The organism is Hydrogenophaga sp. (assembly GCF_035481345.1).
In the GTDB taxonomy this organism is placed as follows: domain Bacteria; phylum Pseudomonadota; class Gammaproteobacteria; order Burkholderiales; family Burkholderiaceae_C; genus Hydrogenophaga.
Window position 1 is genome coordinate 1 of record NZ_DATIGV010000086.1, and the last position, 16,559, is coordinate 16,559.

The following is a 16,559-nucleotide window of genomic DNA, read 5'->3' on the forward strand; positions in this document are numbered from 1 at the left end:
CCTGACGCTGCGCCGTCACCCCCTGGCCCTGCTGCGGCCGCAGTTGAGTGCGCGGCGCCTGATGACGGCCGAGGAACTCAAGGCCCTGCCCGACAAGCGCTTCGCGCGCGCCTGCGGCATCGTCACCGTGCGCCAGCAGCCGGGCACGGCCAACGGCACCATCTTCGTCTCACTGGAAGACGAGACCGGCACGGTGCAGGTGATCGTCTGGCGCCACGTGCGCGAACGCCAGCGCGCCGCGCTGCTGCACGCGCGGCTGCTGGCGGTGCACGGCGTGTGGCAGCGCGAGGGGCCGCTGTGCAACCTGATCGCGGGGCGGCTGGAGGACCTGACGCCGCTGCTGGGGCGACTGGCGACGGAGAGCCGGGATTTCCATTGATGGACACACCGGCGCGCGAGTTCGAGGCGCTACTGCGCGCACGCTGAGCGGCGCTCAACCGCCGGGGCTTCAGGCCGCCGTAGCCGCCGCCGGCTGGCGCATCAGCAACAGCGTCGTCATCACACACGCCGCCGCGATCACCGCTGCGCCGGCCAGCGTGACCAGGTGCATCGACTCCACGAAGGCCCCCCGTGCCAGCGCCGCGAACACCGGACCCTCTGCGCCGCCCAGTGAACCCGCCGCGTGCAGCGCACCCGCCAGCGTGTCGCGCGCCGCCTCGGCGGCCGGCGCCGGCAGCGCCGCCGGCAGGCCCGCGCCCACGCGCGCCTGGTACCAGGCCACACCCAGGCTGCCCAGCAGGGCCACGCCCATCGCGCCGCTGAGTTCGGAGGCCGTCTCCGACAGCGCCGAGGCCGCGCCCGCGCGCTCGGGCGGGGCCGAGGTGATGATGATCTCGTTGCCCAGCGTGAACACCGGCGCCATGCCCAGGCTCATGACCACCGTGCCCGCCACCAGCCAGGGCAGGCCCGTGCCGGCGTCCACCATCAGCAGCATCAGGAAGCCGGCCACCGCCGCCACTTGCCCGCCCACAAGGATGCGCACGGGCGCGAACCAGTTCGCCAGGCGCGGCGCGCCCAGTGAGCCGAACACGAAGGCCAGCGCCCAGGGCAGCGTCACCAGGCCCGCGCTCAGCGGGTCCAGCGAGCGCACCACCTGCAGGTACTGCGTGATGAAGATGTACACCCCGAACATCGCCAGGCAGGACAGCGCGTAGGCCGCCAGCGCCGCCGCGAAGCGCGGCTGGCGGAACAGCGCGATGTCCAGCAGCGGATGCGCCAGGCGCGACTGGCGCCGCACGAACACCCAGCCCAGGGCCACGCCCGCCGCCAGCGGCAGCAGGCCCGACAGCGCCAGTCCGTGGGTGGCGATGGTCTTGATGCCGTAGACCGCCGCCAGCACCGAGGCCAGCGACAGCAGCGCGCTCGCGAGGTCGATCGGTCCCGCCTCGGAATCCTTGAACTCGGGCAGCACGAGCGGGCCCAGCACCAGCAGCAACAGCATCACCGGCACCGCCACCAGGAACACCGAGCCCCAGTGGAACCACTGCAGCAGCGCGCCACCCACCAACGGGCCGATGGCCGCGCCCATGGAAAAGCTCGCGATCCACACGCCGATGGCGAAGCGGCGCTGCTCCTCGTCGTGGAACATGTTGCGGATGAGGGACATGGTGGACGGCGCCAGCGTGGCACCCGCCACGCCCAGCAGCGCGCGCATGGCGATGAGCATCTCGGCGCTGGTGGAGAAGGCCGCGATGAGCGAGGCCAGGCCGAAGGCCGCGCCGCCGATCAGCAGCAGCTTGCGCCGGCCGATGCGGTCGCCGAGGTTGCCCATGGTGATGAGAAAGCCCGCCACCAGGAAGCTGTAGATGTCGACCATCCACAGCAGTTGCGCGGCGCTGGGCCGCAGCTCGGCACTGAGCACGGGCAGCGCGAGGTTGAGCACGGTCATGTCCATCGCATAGACCATGCAGGGCAGCGCGATCACCGCCAGGCCCAGCCAGTCGCGGCCGGTGGCCCGGGCGGGCGCGGAGGAAGCGGTGTGTTCAGACATCGAGGATCACGTTGAAGCCCCCGTAGATCATGCGTTTGCCATCAAACGGCATGGGGGCGCGGTCGGGTTGCATGCGGGGATCGGCCATGATCTTTTCCCAGCCGGCGTCGCGCACGGCCTTCGACGGCCAGACGACCCAGGAGAAAACGACGACCTCGTCCTTTTCGAGCTTCACCGCCATGGGCATGGAGGTGATCTTGCCCTCGGGCACGTCGTCGGCCCAGGTCTCGACGACGCGCGTGGCGCCGTAGTCCTTGAACACGGCCGCGGCGTCCTTGCAGTGCTTCAGGTACTCATCGCGGTTGGCGGTGGGCACGGGGGCCATGAATCCATCGACGTAGCTCATTTCACTGTCTCCTTGGCGGGGGTGGGAAGGAATTGCAGTTCGAGGTGGCGGCGCAGCACGCGCAGGCAATCGACCGCGGGCTCGATCGACTGCCGGGCCTTCACCAGCAGCAGCGATCCTTGAATGACGGCCTGCACGTACAGGCCCAGGGCCTCGGCGCTCCAGCGGGCGCGGGGGACGTGCTGGCGCTTGGCGGCCGTGACCATCTCGGTCACCAGGTCCGCGTTGGCCATGATGTGGCGATCACACACCTCGCGGATGGCGGGATGGGTGATGTGCACCTCCTGCACCAGCGTGCCGAGCACACAGGTGATCTCGGCGATCTCGCCCTGCAGCAGCTCGATGCGGAAATCGACATAACCCAGCAGGCGCTGCAGGGGATCGGCCTTATCCATGTAGCCCGCGCGGCGGAACAGCGCGTCGGCGTCTTCGCCGAAGCGCTGCGCGGCGGCGACGAAGATGTCTTCCTTGGTCTTGAAGTGATAGAAGAACGCGCCCTTGGTGAGGCCGGTGACGGCGCACAGCTCGTCCACGGTCGTGGCGCCATAGCCCTTGGTGCGCACCAGGGTCATGGCCGCCTGAAGCAGGCGGTCGCGGGAGCTGAGGGCAGGGCCGTCCATGAACGATCTCCGGGGCGGTTTCGGCAAGGGAGCGGAGATTACCGACCAGTTGGTATGTTCGTCAAGCGCAGGCTGGTGACTATCGGCCAACGGACGGCTGTCGCCGCCACGGCTCAGGCCCGGGCCGCGAAACGCTCGACCAGGAACTCGCGCAGCAGGCGCACCACGGGACGCAGCTGGCTGCGGTCGGCGCAGGCCAGGTACAACGGGGCGCTCTCGCCGCGCCAGGCGTCACACAGAGGCACCAGGCCGCCGCGCCGCAGGTCCTCGGCCACGTCCAGGCGCGACTTGTAGGCAATCCCCGCGCCCGCCAGCGCCAGCCGGCGCACGGCATCGCCGTCGTCGCACATCACGCCGCCGGCCACGTCCACCGCGAACGATTCCTTGCCGCGCGAGAAGCGCCAGCGGTCGTGCGTGCGCTCGCTCAACTGGAAGCACAGACAGTTGCGCTGCGCCAGCTCGCGCGGGTGCGCGGGCGCGCCGTGCGCCTTCACGTAGGCCGGCGAGGCGCACAGCACGCGCCGGTTGTCGGGCGCCACCGGCAGGGCGATCAGCCCCGAGTCGGCCGGCTCGCCATAGCGCAACGCGATGTCCACCGGTTCACGGTAGACCTCGGCCAGGCGGTCGGAGAACTGCAGGCGAAACCGCACCTCGGGGTAACGGCGGCCGAATTCGTGCAACCACTTCAGGACCACGTTGCGACCCAGGTCGGAAGGCAAGGAGAGTTGCAGGGTGCCGCGGATCACGTCGCGGCCTGCGAGCAGGCTTTCGCGCGCGTTCTCGATGATCTCCAGCCCCTGCTCGCAGCGCTGCAGGAAGGCCTGGCCTTCGGCCGTGGGCCGCAGGCTGCGCGTGGAGCGCACGAACAGGCGCAGGCCCAGTTCGGCCTCCAGCCGCTTCACCAGGGCGCTGGCCGCGGCGGGCGAGATGTCCATGGCGCGCGCCGCGTCGGACAGGCTGGCGGCACGGCCCGCGCGCACCAGGAACTGCAATTCGTTCAGGGAGGCCATTTTCAATTCCTGTTTGAAACAGAACCCGTTTTTACCCGCTTCATTTGCAAGCCTCGGCACGGCACAGTGCGGTCATCCCTACAGGAGCCCTTCCATGAAAGCCATCGGCTACCGCCAGCCCCAGGCCATCACTGCGCCCGACGCCCTCGTCGACATCACCCTGCCGAACCCCATTGCCACCGGCCACGACCTGCTGGTCGAGGTGAAGGCCGTGTCGGTCAACCCCGTGGACACCAAGGTGCGCCGCAGCGCGGCGCCCGCACCAGGCCAGGAATGGAAGGTGCTGGGTTGGGACGCCAGCGGCGTCGTGAAGGCCGTCGGACCGGACGCGACGCTGTTCAAACCCGGCGACCGCGTCTGGTACGCCGGCTCCATCGCACGGCCAGGCACCAACAGCGAGCTCCATCTGGTGGACGAGCGAATCGTGGGCCACATGCCGGCTTCGCTGGATTTCGCCGAGGCCGCCGCGCTGCCGCTCACAGCCATCACCGCCTGGGAAATGCTGTTCGACCGCCTCGGCGTGGCGCCCGGCAAAGCCCCCACGGACCAGGCACTGCTGATCATCGGCGCCTCGGGTGGCGTGGGTTCCATCCTGACCCAGCTGGCCGCGCGCCTCACGGCCCTCACCGTCATCGGCACGGCCTCGCGACCCGAAACGCGCGAGTGGGTGGCGTCGCTCGGTGCGCACCACGTGATCGATCACTCGCGGCCGATCGCCGAGGAGCTCAAGCGCATCGGACACCCCACGGTAGACCTCATCGTGAGCCTCACGCAGACCGAACAGCACCTGCCGCACATCGTCGAGGCCATCGCCCCGCAAGGAAAGTTCGGGCTCATCGACGACCCGGCTTCGCTCGACGCCACGCTGTTCAAGCGCAAGGCCGTGTCCATCCACTGGGAGCTGATGTTCACGCGCTCGCTGTTCCAGACGCGCGACATGATCGGCCAGCACCGCCTGCTCAATGAGGTGGCCGCGCTGGTGGACGCGGGCCTGATCCGCACCACGCTGTCGGAGCGCTTCGGCGTCATCAACGCCGAGAACCTCAAGCGCGCGCACGCGCTGATCGAATCGGGCAAGGCCCGCGGCAAGGTGGTGCTCGAGGGCTTCTGAGGCGGCTCACACCGCGTGCGCGGCCCACAGGGCGCGCACCGCGCGCCGCCACTCGCGCGGCGGCACCGGCGCCTCGGGCGCGTTCACGCGCAGCGCCAGCGCGTTGAGCGCGCCGTTCATCATGGCCACCGCCAGCTCCAGGCGGCAATCGAAGCGGATCGCACCGGCGGCGATCGCGGCCTTCATGCCCTCGGCCAGCGAAGCCTGGCTCAGCCGGTCATCCAGCGCCTGCCACCGTTCCCAGCCCAGCACCGTGGGCGCGTCGATCATGAGGATGCGCCGCGCCTCGGGCTCCGAGGTCTTTTCAATCCAGCGGATGGAGCCGTGCACCAGCGCGTCCAGCGGGTCGCGCCGCGCGGCGGCGGCCTCGTCCACCGCCGGCACGATGTCCTCGCACACCGCCAGGCACACGGCCTCGAACAGCGCGGCCTTGTCGGCGAAGTGGTGGTACAGCGCGCCGCGCGCCACGCCGGCCTCGCGCAGCACGGCCTCGGTGGCGGTGCCGGCGTAACCCAGCCCGCCGAACATCGGTCGCGCCACCGCGATCAGCCGGGCACGGGTGGCGCTGGCGCGTTCAACGTTCTTCATGCTCGTTCTCCTTGATCAGGCACGTCATTGACAGACAGTCTGTCGGTATCCTACATTGAAGAAACCGACCGACAGTCTGTTTTTTTATCAAGGAGTTTCCCCATGAGCGACAAACCCCGCTACCAGGACCACTACCCCATCGTCGTGACCCCCGACATCCGCGCCTGCCAGGCCTTCTGGGAACAGCACCTCGGCTGGTCGTGCGGCTTCGCGAGCAGTTGGTTCGTCTGGCTGTGCAGCGAGGACGGCAGCGCCTCGCTGGCCTTCATGTCGCCCGACCACCCCTCGGCCCCGCCCGGGCCCGAGACCTTCAGCGGCCTGGGCCTGTGCTTCGAGCTGCAGGTGGCGGATGCGAAAGCCGCGCACGCGGACTTCCTGGCGCGCGGCGGCCCCGTCGGCCTGCCGCTCACCGACGAGCCCTTCGGCCAGCGCCGTTTCGGCTTTCGCGACCCGTCAGGCCTGTGGGTGGACGTGGTCGAGCAGATGGAGCCGCAGGCCGGCTTTTGGGACCGCTACATGGTCTGACCGCGCTCAGTCGCCCGTGGGCGAGAGCCGGAACTGCTCCACCACCTTGAGCGTGCCCAGGCTGCGCGCCAGCACCGCCAGATTCTTCGGCCGCATGGTGCGCAGCATCATGCGGTACTCGAAGGCGTCGCCTTCCTCCAGCCGGTAGCTGAGGTTGGCGATGGTGAAGCCGTGCTCCTTGAGCAGTTGGCGCAGATCGGCTTCGGGCATGGCCTTCTGGCGGTCGAAGCGCACGTTGAGTTGCGCGTAGGTGTGCGTTGGCACGAAGCGCTCCACCCGGTGCAACACCACCAGCGCCACCAGCGTGAGCACGGTGGCCAGCACGGCCGGAAAGTAGAAGCCGATGCCCATGAGCACGCCGATAGAGGCGGTGATCCAGATCGAGGCCGCCGTCGTGAGGCCGCGCACCGTGAGGCCTTCCTTGAAGATCACGCCCGCGCCGAGGAAACCGATGCCAGTCATGATGCCCTGGGCCATTCGCGTGGGGTCCATGGTCACGGTGCCCTTGCTGTTGTCCTGCTCGAACCACACGCCCTGGTACAGCGTCACCAGCATCAGCAGGCTGGACGCGAGGCACACCAATGTGTGCGTGCGAAAGCCGGCCGGCCGGCCGTGGAAGCTGCGCTCCAGGCCGATCAGTCCACCCGCCACCATGGCGAAGAGCAGGTGCCGCGCGATCTCCTTGTAGAGGGCCAGGGTGTCGGCATCGGGCATGTTGAACAGGTCCATCACGGTTCCTCCTGCCCCATGCTACCCGCCGCGCGCGGCCCGCCGGCGGCGTGAAATCCCTGAGCGCCGCAGGCTCACCCCTTGCCCAGGGGCGGCCGCCCGAACAGGCTGGACGCGTTGCTGATCGGCCCCAACTCGGCCGCGGCGGCCAGCAGCGTGGGCGCCAGCTCCTGCATGCGCGCCACGCTCAGCCGCGTGCGCGGCCCGGCGATGCTGATGACGCCGATGGCTTCGTGGCGGCGCATCACCGGCGCGGCCATGGCGCTCATGCCGGGCGCAAAGACCTCGTCGATCATCGCGTAGCCGCGCACGCGCGCCGCGTGCAGAAAGCCCAGCAGCGCCTTCACCGTCGTCGGTGCCTTGGGGCCGTAGTCCTTTGGCGTGCCGAAGCCCTGGCGCGTCACCAGTTCCAGCGCGCGCTCGTCGCTGAGCGTGTGCAGCCAGGCGTGGCCCGAGGCCGAGCACGAGAGCCACACGTCTGCGCCCATGTCGGGGTCGTAGCGCACGCCTTGCTGGCGCGCGCCCTGGGCCTTGGCCACGAAAGTGAGGCGGTCGTCGTCCACCAGGGACAGGCGCACCAGCTCGCCCGATTGCTGTGCGAGCCGCTCCAGCAGCGGGCCCGCGATGTCGACGATGCCGCCGTGGCTGAGGTAGCCCAGGCCGATCGACACCACCTTGGTGGTGAGCTGGTAGTCGCCCTGCTTGCGCTTCTGGCGCACGTAACCGCGGTGCTGCAAATCGCCCAGCAGGCGGTGGCAGGCGCTCAGAGGGATGTCGAGCTCCTCCGCCATCAGGGCCAGGGGAAGGCCATCGGGGTGGCGCGAGAGGTGTTCGAGCAGCGAGAGGCCGCGGTCCAGGGCAAGGTTCATGTCTCTGTGTTTTTTGTGATGCGGAACAGGTTTCCAATGCGGAAAGTGTTTCCTGTGACGGCACAAGAATCGCCGCCACACCGCCAATCACTGTAGGCCAGACCCCTCCAAAGGCCAAGCCCCACGCCCGACCATGAGACCCAACGTCCACATCCTCAACGGCCCCAACCTCAACCTGCTGGGCATCCGCGAACCGCAGCTGTACGGCCACACCACGCTGGCCCAGGTGGAGGAACGCTGCCTGGCCCTGGCCGGTGAACTGGGCCTGAACTGCGTCTTCCGCCAGTCCAACCACGAGGGCGTGCTGGTGGACTGGGTGCAGGAGGCGCGTGCCGCCGGCGCGGCGGTGATCGTCAACCCCGCCGGCCTGTCCTTCCGCTCGATCCCGCTGCTCGACGCGCTGAAGACGCTGGACCTGCCGGTGATCGAGGTCCACATCACCAACATCCACCGCCGCGAAGCGCCCTACAAGGATTCGCTCACCTCGCTGGCCAGCACCGGCGTGATCTGCGGGCTCGGCCCCATCGGCTACGAGCTCGCGCTGCACGCGGTGGCGCAGCGGCTGCGCGAGGCCGCCACGGCCTGAACCGCTTTCCATCACAACAACCGCCACACCACAGGAGACAAGCACCATGAACCGCACCATCGACCGCCGTTCCCTTCTCTGCGCCAGCGCCGGCCTGGCCGCCGCCGCGCTGCTGCCCGGCCGCGCCCGCGCCCAGACCAAGCTGCGCTTCGCGGCGGTGTTCTCCGACACCGACATCCGCGCCGAGATGATCAAGCGCCTGAGCGCCGACATCGCGCCCGACCACACCATCGAGGCGCACCTGAACTCCACCCTGTTCCGCCAGGGCACCGAACTGGTGGCCCTGCAGCGCGACAACCTGGAGATGGGCAACATCGCGCCGCAGGACATTTCCAAGCAGGTGCCGGCCTGGTCGGTGCTGACCTCGGCCTACCTGTTCCGCGACGCCAACCACCTCAACGCCTTCTTCGCCAGCGAGCTGGGCGCGCAGATGAAGAAGCAGGTGGAAGACCAGCTCAAGGTGAAGATCCTGGGCCCCACCTTCTTCGGCACGCGGCACGTGGGCCTGCGCGGCAAGAAGAAGGTCAACGTGCCGGCCGATCTGGCGGGCGTGAAGTTGCGCATGCCCGCTGGCGACGCCTGGCAGTTGCTGGGCCGTTCGCTGGGCGCCAACCCCACGCCGCTGGCCTACGCCGAGACCTACACCGGCCTGCAGACCGGCACCGTGGACGGCCAGGACAACCCCCTGCCCAACGTGCAGAACATGAAGTTCTACGAGGTGATGGGCCAGGTGGTGCTGACCTCGCATCTGGTGGCGTTCGACCTGCTCACCATGAACCTCAAGGCCTGGCAGGCGATGTCGGCCGACAAGCAGAAGGCCTTCCAGGCCGCGGTGGACAAGGCCATCACCTGGAGCGCCAACGAACACGTCAAGCGCGAGGCCGAACTGGCCGAGGGATTCAAGCGCCAGGGGCTGGACGTGTATGTGCCCAACATCAACGCCTTCCGCGAGCACGCGCAGAAGATCTACCTGGCGTCCGACGAGGCGAAGGCCTGGGCCCCAGGGATCATCGACAAGATCGCCGCGGTCAAATAATGAATCACCCCCGCCGCGCTTCGCGCGACCCCCTCCAGGGGACGGCACCTGAGGCCCGGCAAAGCCGGTTCCTCGGTGCCTCTGGGTTCGGCTTCCTCACGCGTGCGGCCGAAGCGGTGGCGGCGGCCTTGCTCGCGGTCATCTTCCTCGCCTTCATCCTGCAGATCGTGCTGCGCTACGCGTTCGATCTGCCGGTGGGCTGGACGGCGGAGATCTCGCTCGTCGCCTGGCTGTGGTTGATCCTCTGGGGCGCGGCCTTCGTGCTGAAAGACGAGGAGGAGATCCGCATCGACCTGGTGCAGAACCTGTTCGGCCCCCGCGGGCGCCGCGTGCTCGGCTCCCTGGGCTCCATCGCCACCGTTGTGCTGTTCGCGCTGGCCCTGCCCGCCACCTGGGACTACGTGACGTTCATGAAGGTGGAGAGCAGCTCCTACCTGAAGATCCGCTTCGACTGGCTCTACTCGATCTATCTGGTGTTCGCCGTCGCCGTCATCGCGCGCCACCTGTGGCTGATCGCGAACGCCGTGCGCGGTCGCGAGGCCGCGGCATCCACCCACATAGGCTCCCTGTGAATCCCACGAGTCCCTTCTCGCTGGCCGTCGCGGCCATCGTGCTGCTGAGCCTGCTGGGCGTGCCGATCGGGCAGGCCATGATCGGCGCCTCCATCCTGTACCTGTGGCTCAAGGGCATGGACATGGGCAGCGCGGCCGAGCAACTGCTCAACAGCACCTACTCCAGCTACCTGCTGCTGGCCATTCCGCTGTTCATCCTGGCGGCCAGCTTCATGAGCTCGGGCAGCGTGCTCGACCGCCTGCTGCGCTGGTGCAACGCGCTGGTGGGGCGCTTCCCCGGCGGCCTGGCCCAGGTCAACGTGCTGCAGAGCGTCGTGTTTGCCAGCATGTCGGGCTCGGCCCTGGCCGACGCCGCCGGCTCGGGCAAGCTGATGCAGGCCATGATGACGCGCGACGGCCGCTACCCGCCCTCCTTCGCGGCCGCGCTCACCGCCGTGTCGGCGGTCATCGGCCCCATCCTGCCGCCCTCCATCCCCCTGGTGCTGTACGCGCTGGTCTCGGGCACGTCCATCGGCTACCTGTTCCTGGCCGGCGTGTTGCCCGGGCTCCTGCTCGGTGCGGTGCAGATGGCGCTGATCCACTACCTGGCCAAGCGCCACCGGTTCCCTGTGGAAGACCCGGTGCCGCTGCGCGAGCTGCCGCGCATCACGCGCGAGGCCCTGCCCGCGCTGATGATGCCGGTGCTGCTGCTGGGCTGCCTGTACAGCGGCATCACCACGCCCACCGAGGCCGCCGGCGTGGCCGCCGCCTACGCGCTGGTGATCGCGGCCTTCTACTACCGCAGCCTGCGCCTGCGCGACGTCTACGAGTCGCTGCAGCAGAGCGCGCGCACCAGCGTGTCCATCGGCATCCTGATCGCCGGCGCCACGGTGTTCAACTTCGTCATCACCTCGGAGAACATCCCCGCCTCGCTGAGCGCGGTGATGAAGGGACTCGAGCTCTCGCCCTTCACCTTCCTGCTGCTGGCCAACCTGCTGCTGCTGGTCCTGGGCGCCTTCCTCGAAGGCTCCACCATCATCCTGGTGATCCTGCCGGTGCTGCTGCCCACGGCCGTGGCGCTGGGTGTGGACCCGGTGCACTTCGGCGTGGTGGCCGTGCTCAACATCATGATCGGCCTGGTCACGCCGCCCTACGGCCTGCTGCTGTTCATGATGACCAAGATCGCCAACGTCTCCCTGAGCGATCTGGTGCGCGCCACCCTGCCCTTTCTGGGCGTGATGCTGATCGCGCTGGCCATCACCACCTTCTGGCCCGACTTCGTGCTGTTCCTGCCACGGCTGGCGGGCTACACGGGCTGATCCGCCGGGACGACGCGGCATGAACACGCCCCGCATCGACGGCCACACCCGGGTGATCGCCCACCTGGGCCACCCCACGCACAGCTTCAAGGCGCCACTGATCTACAACCCCTGGTTCGCGGCCAGCGGCACCAACGCGGTGGTGGTGCCCTTCGACTGCCCCGCCGACGCGCTCGAATCGCTGCTGCCGCCGCTGATGGCCGCGCCCAATGTGCTGGGCGCGCTCATCACCATGCCGCACAAGGTGGGTGTGCTGGCGCTGCTGGACGAGGTGTCGCGCACCGCGCAAGTGGCGGGCGCCTGCAACGCCGTCAAGCGCACGGCCAACGGCCGCCTGATCGGCGACATGTTCGATGGCGAGGGCTTCGTGCGCGGCGTGCAGCGCAAGGGCCGCAGCTTTGCCGGCGCGCGCGTGCTGGTCTCGGGCGCGGGCGGCGTGGGCTCGGCCATTGCGGCCTCGCTGGCCAGCGCCGGCGTGGCGCGCCTGGCCTTGTTCGACACGAACGGGCCGGCCAGCGCGGCCTTGAGCGAGCGCTTGCGCGCGGCCTATCCCTTGCTGCCAGTGAGCACCGGCGAGCGCGACCCGGCGGGCTTCGATCTCGTGGTCAATGCCACGCCCCTGGGCATGGAGCCCGGCGACCCCTTGCCGCTGGACGTGGGCCGCCTGGACGCGCGCAGCTTCGTGGGCGAGGTGGTGATGCGCGAGCGCTTCACCGCCTTCCTGGCCGCCGCCCAGGCGCGCGGCTGCCGCGTGCAGGTGGGCACCGACATGCTGTTCGAGCAGATCCCCGCCTACCTGGAATTCTTCGGTCTGCCGGTGGCCACGCCCGAACGCCTGCGCGAACTTGCTCAGCTCGACGGGCCGCCACCATCACCTCAGGAGGCGAAGCCATGAACACACCGTTCACCGACGCAGCCGCGCGCGAACCCCTGCAGGATTGCACCAGCGACGCCGACAACCCCCTGGGCCTCGACGGCATCGAGTTCGTCGAGTACGCGACGCTGCAGCCCCAGGCCCTCGGTCAGGTGCTGGAGATGATGGGCTTTCGCCCCGTGGCGCGGCACCGCTCGCGCGAGGTGCTGCTCTACCGCCAGGGCGCGCTCAACCTCGTGGTCAACGCCCACCCCATCGACGCGCTCGGCGCCGCGCACGGCGATTCGCGGCCCGTGATCGGTGCCGTGGGCCTGCGCGTGCGCGACGCCCGCGCCGCGCGCGAGTACGTGCTCTCGCGCGGCGGGTGGGAAGTGCCCACGCACCCCGAGGCCATGGAACTCAACATCCCGGCCATCCACGGCGTGGGCGGCAGCCGCCTCTACCTGATCGACCGCTACCGCGACTACTCGATCTACGACGTGGACTTCCTGCCCATTCCCGGCGTGGACCCGCGCCCGCCCGCGCTGTTCGACATGCGCCTGTTCGGCCTGGTGCAGTACATCGGCCTGGGGCGCAGCGGCGACTGGACCGCCTTCTACGAGACCCTGCTCGGCGCCACCCCCATCCCCGACGACGAACGCTTCGGCATCATGCCCTCGGGGCACCTGCTGCGCGTGCCGGGACGCCGCCCCGGGCAGGGCTTCCTGCTGCAGCTCGTGGAGCCACCGGTGGATGCGCTGGACGAGCGCGAGGCCTGGCAGCGCATCGGCATTGGCGTGAGCGACGTGCTGGCCGCCGTGCGCGCGCTGCGCGAACGCGGCGTGGAATTCGTCGAATCGGAGGCCGTGCACGCCGAGCGGCGCGGCGCCATCACCAAGGCCTACCTGGGTGGCGTGGTGTTCGAGCTGGTGCAGGACCCGCTGGCCGCATCGGTGGGACGGCCATGACCGATCCGCGCAGCGCACAGGTGGCCATGCGCGACTTCGGCATGGACACCATCACCCTGGCCGGGTCGCTGCAAGCCAAGCTGCGCGCGATGGGCGAGGCCGGCTTCGGCCAGGTCATGCTCAAGGCCAGCGACCTGGTGGGCCACCCCGACGGCTGGGAGGCCGCCGTGCGCGAGGTGCAGGCCAGCGGCCTGCGCGCCACGGGCTTTCAGGTGCTGCGCGATTTCGAGGGCCTCTCGGGCCACCTGCACGAGTACAAGCTCGACATCGCCAAGACCATGCTGCGGATGTGCGCCGCGCTGGACAGCCCGGTGCTGCTGGCCTGCTCGTCCACCTCGGCCCACGCCTCGCAGGACCCGGAGCACCTCGCGCGCGACCTGCGCAAACTCGCCCTGCTGGCGCTGCCGCTGGGCATCCGTATCGCCTACGAGGGCCTGTCCTGGGGCCGCGCCATCAACGAATACACCAGCGCCTGGGACGTGGTGAGCCGCGCCGACTGCCCCAACCTGGGCGTCTGCCTGGACAGTTTCCACATCCTGGCCGCGAAAACGCCGCTGGACGCGCTGGCCGACATCGAGCCCGGCAAGGTCTTCCTGGTGCAGCTCTCGGACTTCCTGTGGCAGGAGACCCGCACCTTCGAGGAGCGCATGACCACGGCGCGCACCTACCGCGTCTTTCCCGGCGAGGGTGTGCACACGCCGCAGCTCATCGAGATGGTGCAGGCCCTGGACGCCATGGGGTACGGCGGCGACTACAGCTTCGAGGTCTTCAACGACGACTACCAGCAGATGCCCCTGCCCATGGTGGCCGAGCGCGCGCGCCGCAGCGCGCTGTGGCTGGCCGAGGACGTGCTGCGGCGCTCACTCCCCCTGCCCGGCCGGTTGCGCCTGCAGGGCCTTTGACGGCGACCGCAACGGCGCCAGCCCGAAACACGCCCGCAACCAGCCCACGCGGCGGATCAGGCCGTCGTTGAGCGCCCAGCAGCCCAGCACCGTCAGCGCGAGCACGGCCAGCGGCTCGATCCCCGGCCCCAGGCCCAGCGGCATGAGCCAGGACAGGGCCACGATGATCAGCGTCTGGTGCAGCACGTACCAGGGGTAGACCGATTCGCGCGCCCAACCGAGCCAGGGCCAGGGCCGGTTCAGGTGCCGGTGCGCGAAGCCCAGCGCGGCCACGATGGCCCACCAGGACACGGCGTCGGCCGCCAGCCGCGCCCAGGGCCAGGGCGCCGCCAGCCACCCGCGCAGCCCCAGGTGCGCGCCGAAGGCCAGCACCGCCCCACCCAGTGCCCACCAGCGCAGGCGCGTCAGCTCGCGCCACAGCGCGGCGTCGGTGCCGATCCACCAGCCATAGACGAAGACGGTGAAGTAGACGGCGTGCATCCACCAGTCGTTGATCAGGTCGTGCGTGGGCGGGAAATGGCGGCGCAGCAGCAGCGACCACAGCATCAAGGGCGCCAGCGGCAGCAGCATGAGGCCCGCGCCGCGCAGGGCCTGGAAGCGCGGGGCCAGCGGCGCGAGCGCGCGCCGCGCCAGCAGCAGCGCCGAGGTGTAGGCCCACAGGTAGGGCAGGAACCACAAGTGGTTCCAGGTGACGCCGAATTGCCAGCCATCGAACGCGCCGGCCGGCCAGGGCCCGCCTTGCGCGTAGCGCCACAGGAAGGCGGCGAAGCCCGGCTCGATGAACCCGCCCGCCAGCGCCTGCGCATAGGCCTGGTAGGGCACCACCACCGCCATGCCGACCGCCAGTGGCAGCAGCAGGCGCGCGCTGCGCTGGCGCCACAGCCCCGCAGCCGGTGGCGCCCGGCGCATCAGCAGGCCCAGCGCCAGGCCCGAGACCAGGAACACCAGGTCCAGCCGCCAGAGGTTGAGCGCGCGCATGGGCCACTGCAGCCACTCGGCCGTGTGCGCGCTCTTCAGGTGCCAGGGCCAGTCGGCCACGTAGGCCATGCCCAGGTGGTAGACCATCACCAGCCCGAAGGCCAGGATGCGCAGGGTATCGATGTCGTGTCGGCGTTGCATGGCAGGCATCCTGGGCCGGCGGGGGGCCTGAACGGGACGGAATGGGACGGGCCGCTGGCCGCCTGGGACGAAGCGCGGCCGGCTGGGACGGCCGTGGCCAGGGCGTGTTCACACCACTTTCCCAAGTGCGAACACGCCCTAGACTCGCGGCCATGTCGCAGAACCCCATCGCCTGGCTCCGGCAGCACCCGCGCTGGCACCGCGCCGCGGAGGTGGCTTTCTGGGTGCTGGTGATCGGCCTGCACGCCCTGCTCAACACCGTGGTGGCGCGCGCCGACATGCGCGAGGCCGGCCTGCCCTGGGGCTGGTGGGAGGCGGCGGTGTGGGAAGGCACCAGCCACGCGGTGCTGCTGGCGCTGATCCCCGCCATCGCGTGGTGGAACCGGCGTTTCCCGCTGCACTGGGACACGCTGGCGCGCCACCTGCCCTGGCACCTATTGGGCAGCGTGCTGTTCAGCCTGGCGCACGTGGCGGGCATGGTGGCGCTGCGCCACGCGCTGCATGCGGCGGCGGGCCAGGCCTACGGCTTCGGGCCCTGGTGGTCGGAATGGGGCTATGAGTACCTCAAGGACGTGCGCGCCTACGCGGCCATCGTGGGTGGCTTGACCGTGTACCGCGTGCTGCTGTTGCGCCTGCAGGGCGAAGCGCGCGTGCTGGACGCGCCGGAGCCGCCCCTGGTCGCGGCCGCGCCGGTGCCTGCCGATGCCGTGCCGGTGCCGGCACCCCTGGCCCCGCCCGAGCCGCCGCCCGCGCCCCGCCCCGAGCGCTTCCTGGTGCGCCAGTTGCGCAAGGAATTCCTGATCGCCGCGAACGACATCGACTGGGTGCAGGCCCAGGCCAACTACGTGGGCCTGCGCGTGAACGGGCACGACTACCTGTTGCGCTCCACCCTGGCCGAGTTCGCCCGCCAGCTCGACCCCGCGCGCTTCGTGCAGGTGCACCGCAGCTACCTGGTCAGGCTCGATCGCATCGTGGAAATCGAGCCGCTGGACAGCGGCGACGCGCGCCTGCGCCTGCGCGATGGCGGCGTGGTGCCGTGCAGCCGGCGGTACCGGGAGGCATTGAACGCGGCGATCACGCAAGCCCCTCGCCCGAGCTGAGAAAACCCCGCCTGTCGCGGGGCTGCGTCTTTCATGTACTATTCAAAGTTACATGAAAGACAGCAAGCTATCCTCCGTCCTGCACGTGCTCCTGCACATGGCGCACAGCGGGCGCCCCATGACCTCCAACGAGCTCGCGCGCATGCTCGCCACCAACCCCGTGGTGGTGCGCAAGACGCTCGCCGGCCTGCGCGACGCGGGTTTCGTCGTCGCGGGCAAGGGCCATGGCGGCGGCTGGGCCATCGCCGTCGACCTGCGCCGCGTCACGCTGCGCGACGTGTACGAGGCTGTGGGGGCGCCCGCGGTGTTCGCCATGGGCCACCGCAGCGAGAACCCG

At 69.9% G+C, this 16,559-nt stretch carries 20 protein-coding genes; 12 read left to right on the forward strand and 8 right to left on the reverse strand.

The features are described 5' to 3' along the window. Window positions 1–379, forward strand: a 379-nt coding sequence (locus tag VLG41_RS09345; RefSeq protein ID WP_325349120.1) for an OB-fold nucleic acid binding domain-containing protein, incomplete at its 5' end; no start/stop codon positions are given. 69 nt (window positions 380–448) lie between these two features. Here the strand turns inward: VLG41_RS09345 and VLG41_RS09350 are convergent. The 4 genes from VLG41_RS09350 to VLG41_RS09365 all read right to left on the reverse strand — a co-directional run bounded on the left by VLG41_RS09350 (window position 449) and on the right by VLG41_RS09365 (window position 3,966). After that, the gene (locus VLG41_RS09350; protein ID WP_325349121.1) at window positions 449–1,990 is read right to left on the reverse strand and encodes an MFS transporter; all 1,542 of its coding nucleotides are present in this window, start codon (window positions 1,988–1,990) and stop codon (window positions 449–451) included. After that, window positions 1,983–2,336 (reverse strand): DUF1428 domain-containing protein, encoded by a 354-nt coding sequence (locus VLG41_RS09355; RefSeq protein ID WP_325349122.1) that lies wholly within the window; start codon window positions 2,334–2,336, stop codon window positions 1,983–1,985. The genes VLG41_RS09350 and VLG41_RS09355 overlap by 8 nt, the downstream gene beginning before the upstream one ends. After that, window positions 2,333–2,956 (reverse strand): TetR/AcrR family transcriptional regulator, encoded by a 624-nt coding sequence (locus tag VLG41_RS09360; RefSeq protein ID WP_325349123.1) that lies wholly within the window; start codon window positions 2,954–2,956, stop codon window positions 2,333–2,335. The genes VLG41_RS09355 and VLG41_RS09360 overlap by 4 nt, the downstream gene beginning before the upstream one ends. A gap of 113 nt (window positions 2,957–3,069) precedes the next feature. Beyond that, a complete protein-coding gene (locus VLG41_RS09365; RefSeq protein ID WP_325349124.1) occupies window positions 3,070–3,966 on the reverse strand; it encodes a LysR family transcriptional regulator in 897 nt (298 codons plus the stop codon). Between the two features lie 94 nt (window positions 3,967–4,060). Between VLG41_RS09365 and VLG41_RS09370 the strand changes: the two genes are divergently transcribed. Beyond that, complete coding sequence (locus VLG41_RS09370) at window positions 4,061–5,077, forward strand: zinc-binding alcohol dehydrogenase family protein (RefSeq protein WP_325349125.1); 1,017 nt, start codon at window positions 4,061–4,063, stop codon at window positions 5,075–5,077. A gap of 6 nt (window positions 5,078–5,083) precedes the next feature. Here VLG41_RS09370 and VLG41_RS09375 read toward each other — a convergent pair whose 3' ends face one another. After that, a complete protein-coding gene (locus VLG41_RS09375; protein ID WP_325349126.1) occupies window positions 5,084–5,665 on the reverse strand; it encodes a TetR/AcrR family transcriptional regulator in 582 nt (193 codons plus the stop codon). Window positions 5,666–5,767: 102 nt separating this feature from the next. Between VLG41_RS09375 and VLG41_RS09380 the strand changes: the two genes are divergently transcribed. Further along, window positions 5,768–6,190, forward strand: a complete 423-nt coding sequence (locus VLG41_RS09380) for a VOC family protein (RefSeq protein ID WP_325349127.1) — start codon at window positions 5,768–5,770, stop codon at window positions 6,188–6,190. A gap of 6 nt (window positions 6,191–6,196) precedes the next feature. Here VLG41_RS09380 and VLG41_RS09385 read toward each other — a convergent pair whose 3' ends face one another. Both VLG41_RS09385 and VLG41_RS09390 read right to left on the reverse strand, forming a co-directional pair. Then, entirely contained in the window at window positions 6,197–6,919 is a 723-nt protein-coding gene (locus tag VLG41_RS09385; protein WP_325349128.1) for an MgtC/SapB family protein, read from the reverse strand. Between the two features lie 74 nt (window positions 6,920–6,993). After that, window positions 6,994–7,788, reverse strand: coding sequence for an IclR family transcriptional regulator (locus VLG41_RS09390; RefSeq protein WP_325349129.1), 795 nt, complete (start codon window positions 7,786–7,788; stop codon window positions 6,994–6,996). Between the two features lie 133 nt (window positions 7,789–7,921). On the opposite strand from VLG41_RS09390, the gene VLG41_RS09395 reads away from it, so the two are divergent. From VLG41_RS09395 to VLG41_RS09425, 7 genes are read left to right on the forward strand one after another with little or no spacing between them, the layout of a single operon-like run. Next, window positions 7,922–8,374, forward strand: a complete 453-nt coding sequence (locus VLG41_RS09395; protein WP_325349130.1) for a type II 3-dehydroquinate dehydratase — start codon at window positions 7,922–7,924, stop codon at window positions 8,372–8,374. Between the two features lie 46 nt (window positions 8,375–8,420). Continuing rightward, window positions 8,421–9,410: a TRAP transporter substrate-binding protein DctP gene (dctP, locus tag VLG41_RS09400; RefSeq protein ID WP_325349131.1), complete on the forward strand. Its 990-nt coding sequence runs from the start codon at window positions 8,421–8,423 to the stop codon at window positions 9,408–9,410. Then, window positions 9,410–9,982 (forward strand): TRAP transporter small permease, encoded by a 573-nt coding sequence (locus tag VLG41_RS09405; protein ID WP_325349132.1) that lies wholly within the window; start codon window positions 9,410–9,412, stop codon window positions 9,980–9,982. The genes dctP and VLG41_RS09405 overlap by 1 nt, the downstream gene beginning before the upstream one ends. After that, complete coding sequence (locus VLG41_RS09410) at window positions 9,979–11,280, forward strand: TRAP transporter large permease (protein ID WP_325349133.1); 1,302 nt, start codon at window positions 9,979–9,981, stop codon at window positions 11,278–11,280. The genes VLG41_RS09405 and VLG41_RS09410 overlap by 4 nt, the downstream gene beginning before the upstream one ends. Before the next feature lie 19 nt (window positions 11,281–11,299). Continuing rightward, the gene (locus tag VLG41_RS09415) at window positions 11,300–12,175 is read left to right on the forward strand and encodes a shikimate dehydrogenase (RefSeq protein WP_325349134.1); all 876 of its coding nucleotides are present in this window, start codon (window positions 11,300–11,302) and stop codon (window positions 12,173–12,175) included. Further along, a complete protein-coding gene (locus tag VLG41_RS09420; RefSeq protein ID WP_325349135.1) occupies window positions 12,172–13,101 on the forward strand; it encodes a VOC family protein in 930 nt (309 codons plus the stop codon). Before VLG41_RS09415 ends, VLG41_RS09420 begins: the two co-directional genes overlap by 4 nt. Continuing rightward, a complete protein-coding gene (locus VLG41_RS09425; RefSeq protein WP_325349136.1) occupies window positions 13,098–14,003 on the forward strand; it encodes a sugar phosphate isomerase/epimerase in 906 nt (301 codons plus the stop codon). Before VLG41_RS09420 ends, VLG41_RS09425 begins: the two co-directional genes overlap by 4 nt. Here the strand turns inward: VLG41_RS09425 and VLG41_RS09430 are convergent. Then, window positions 13,962–15,122, reverse strand: a complete 1,161-nt coding sequence (locus VLG41_RS09430; protein WP_325349137.1) for an acyltransferase family protein — start codon at window positions 15,120–15,122, stop codon at window positions 13,962–13,964. The genes VLG41_RS09425 and VLG41_RS09430 overlap by 42 nt on opposite strands. Before the next feature lie 152 nt (window positions 15,123–15,274). Between VLG41_RS09430 and VLG41_RS09435 the strand changes: the two genes are divergently transcribed. Both VLG41_RS09435 and VLG41_RS09440 read left to right on the forward strand, forming a co-directional pair. Further along, window positions 15,275–16,222, forward strand: coding sequence for a LytTR family DNA-binding domain-containing protein (locus VLG41_RS09435; protein WP_325349138.1), 948 nt, complete (start codon window positions 15,275–15,277; stop codon window positions 16,220–16,222). Window positions 16,223–16,274: 52 nt separating this feature from the next. Next, window positions 16,275–16,559 (forward strand): Rrf2 family transcriptional regulator (locus VLG41_RS09440; protein ID WP_325349139.1); only part of this gene is annotated, 285 nt, incomplete at its 3' end.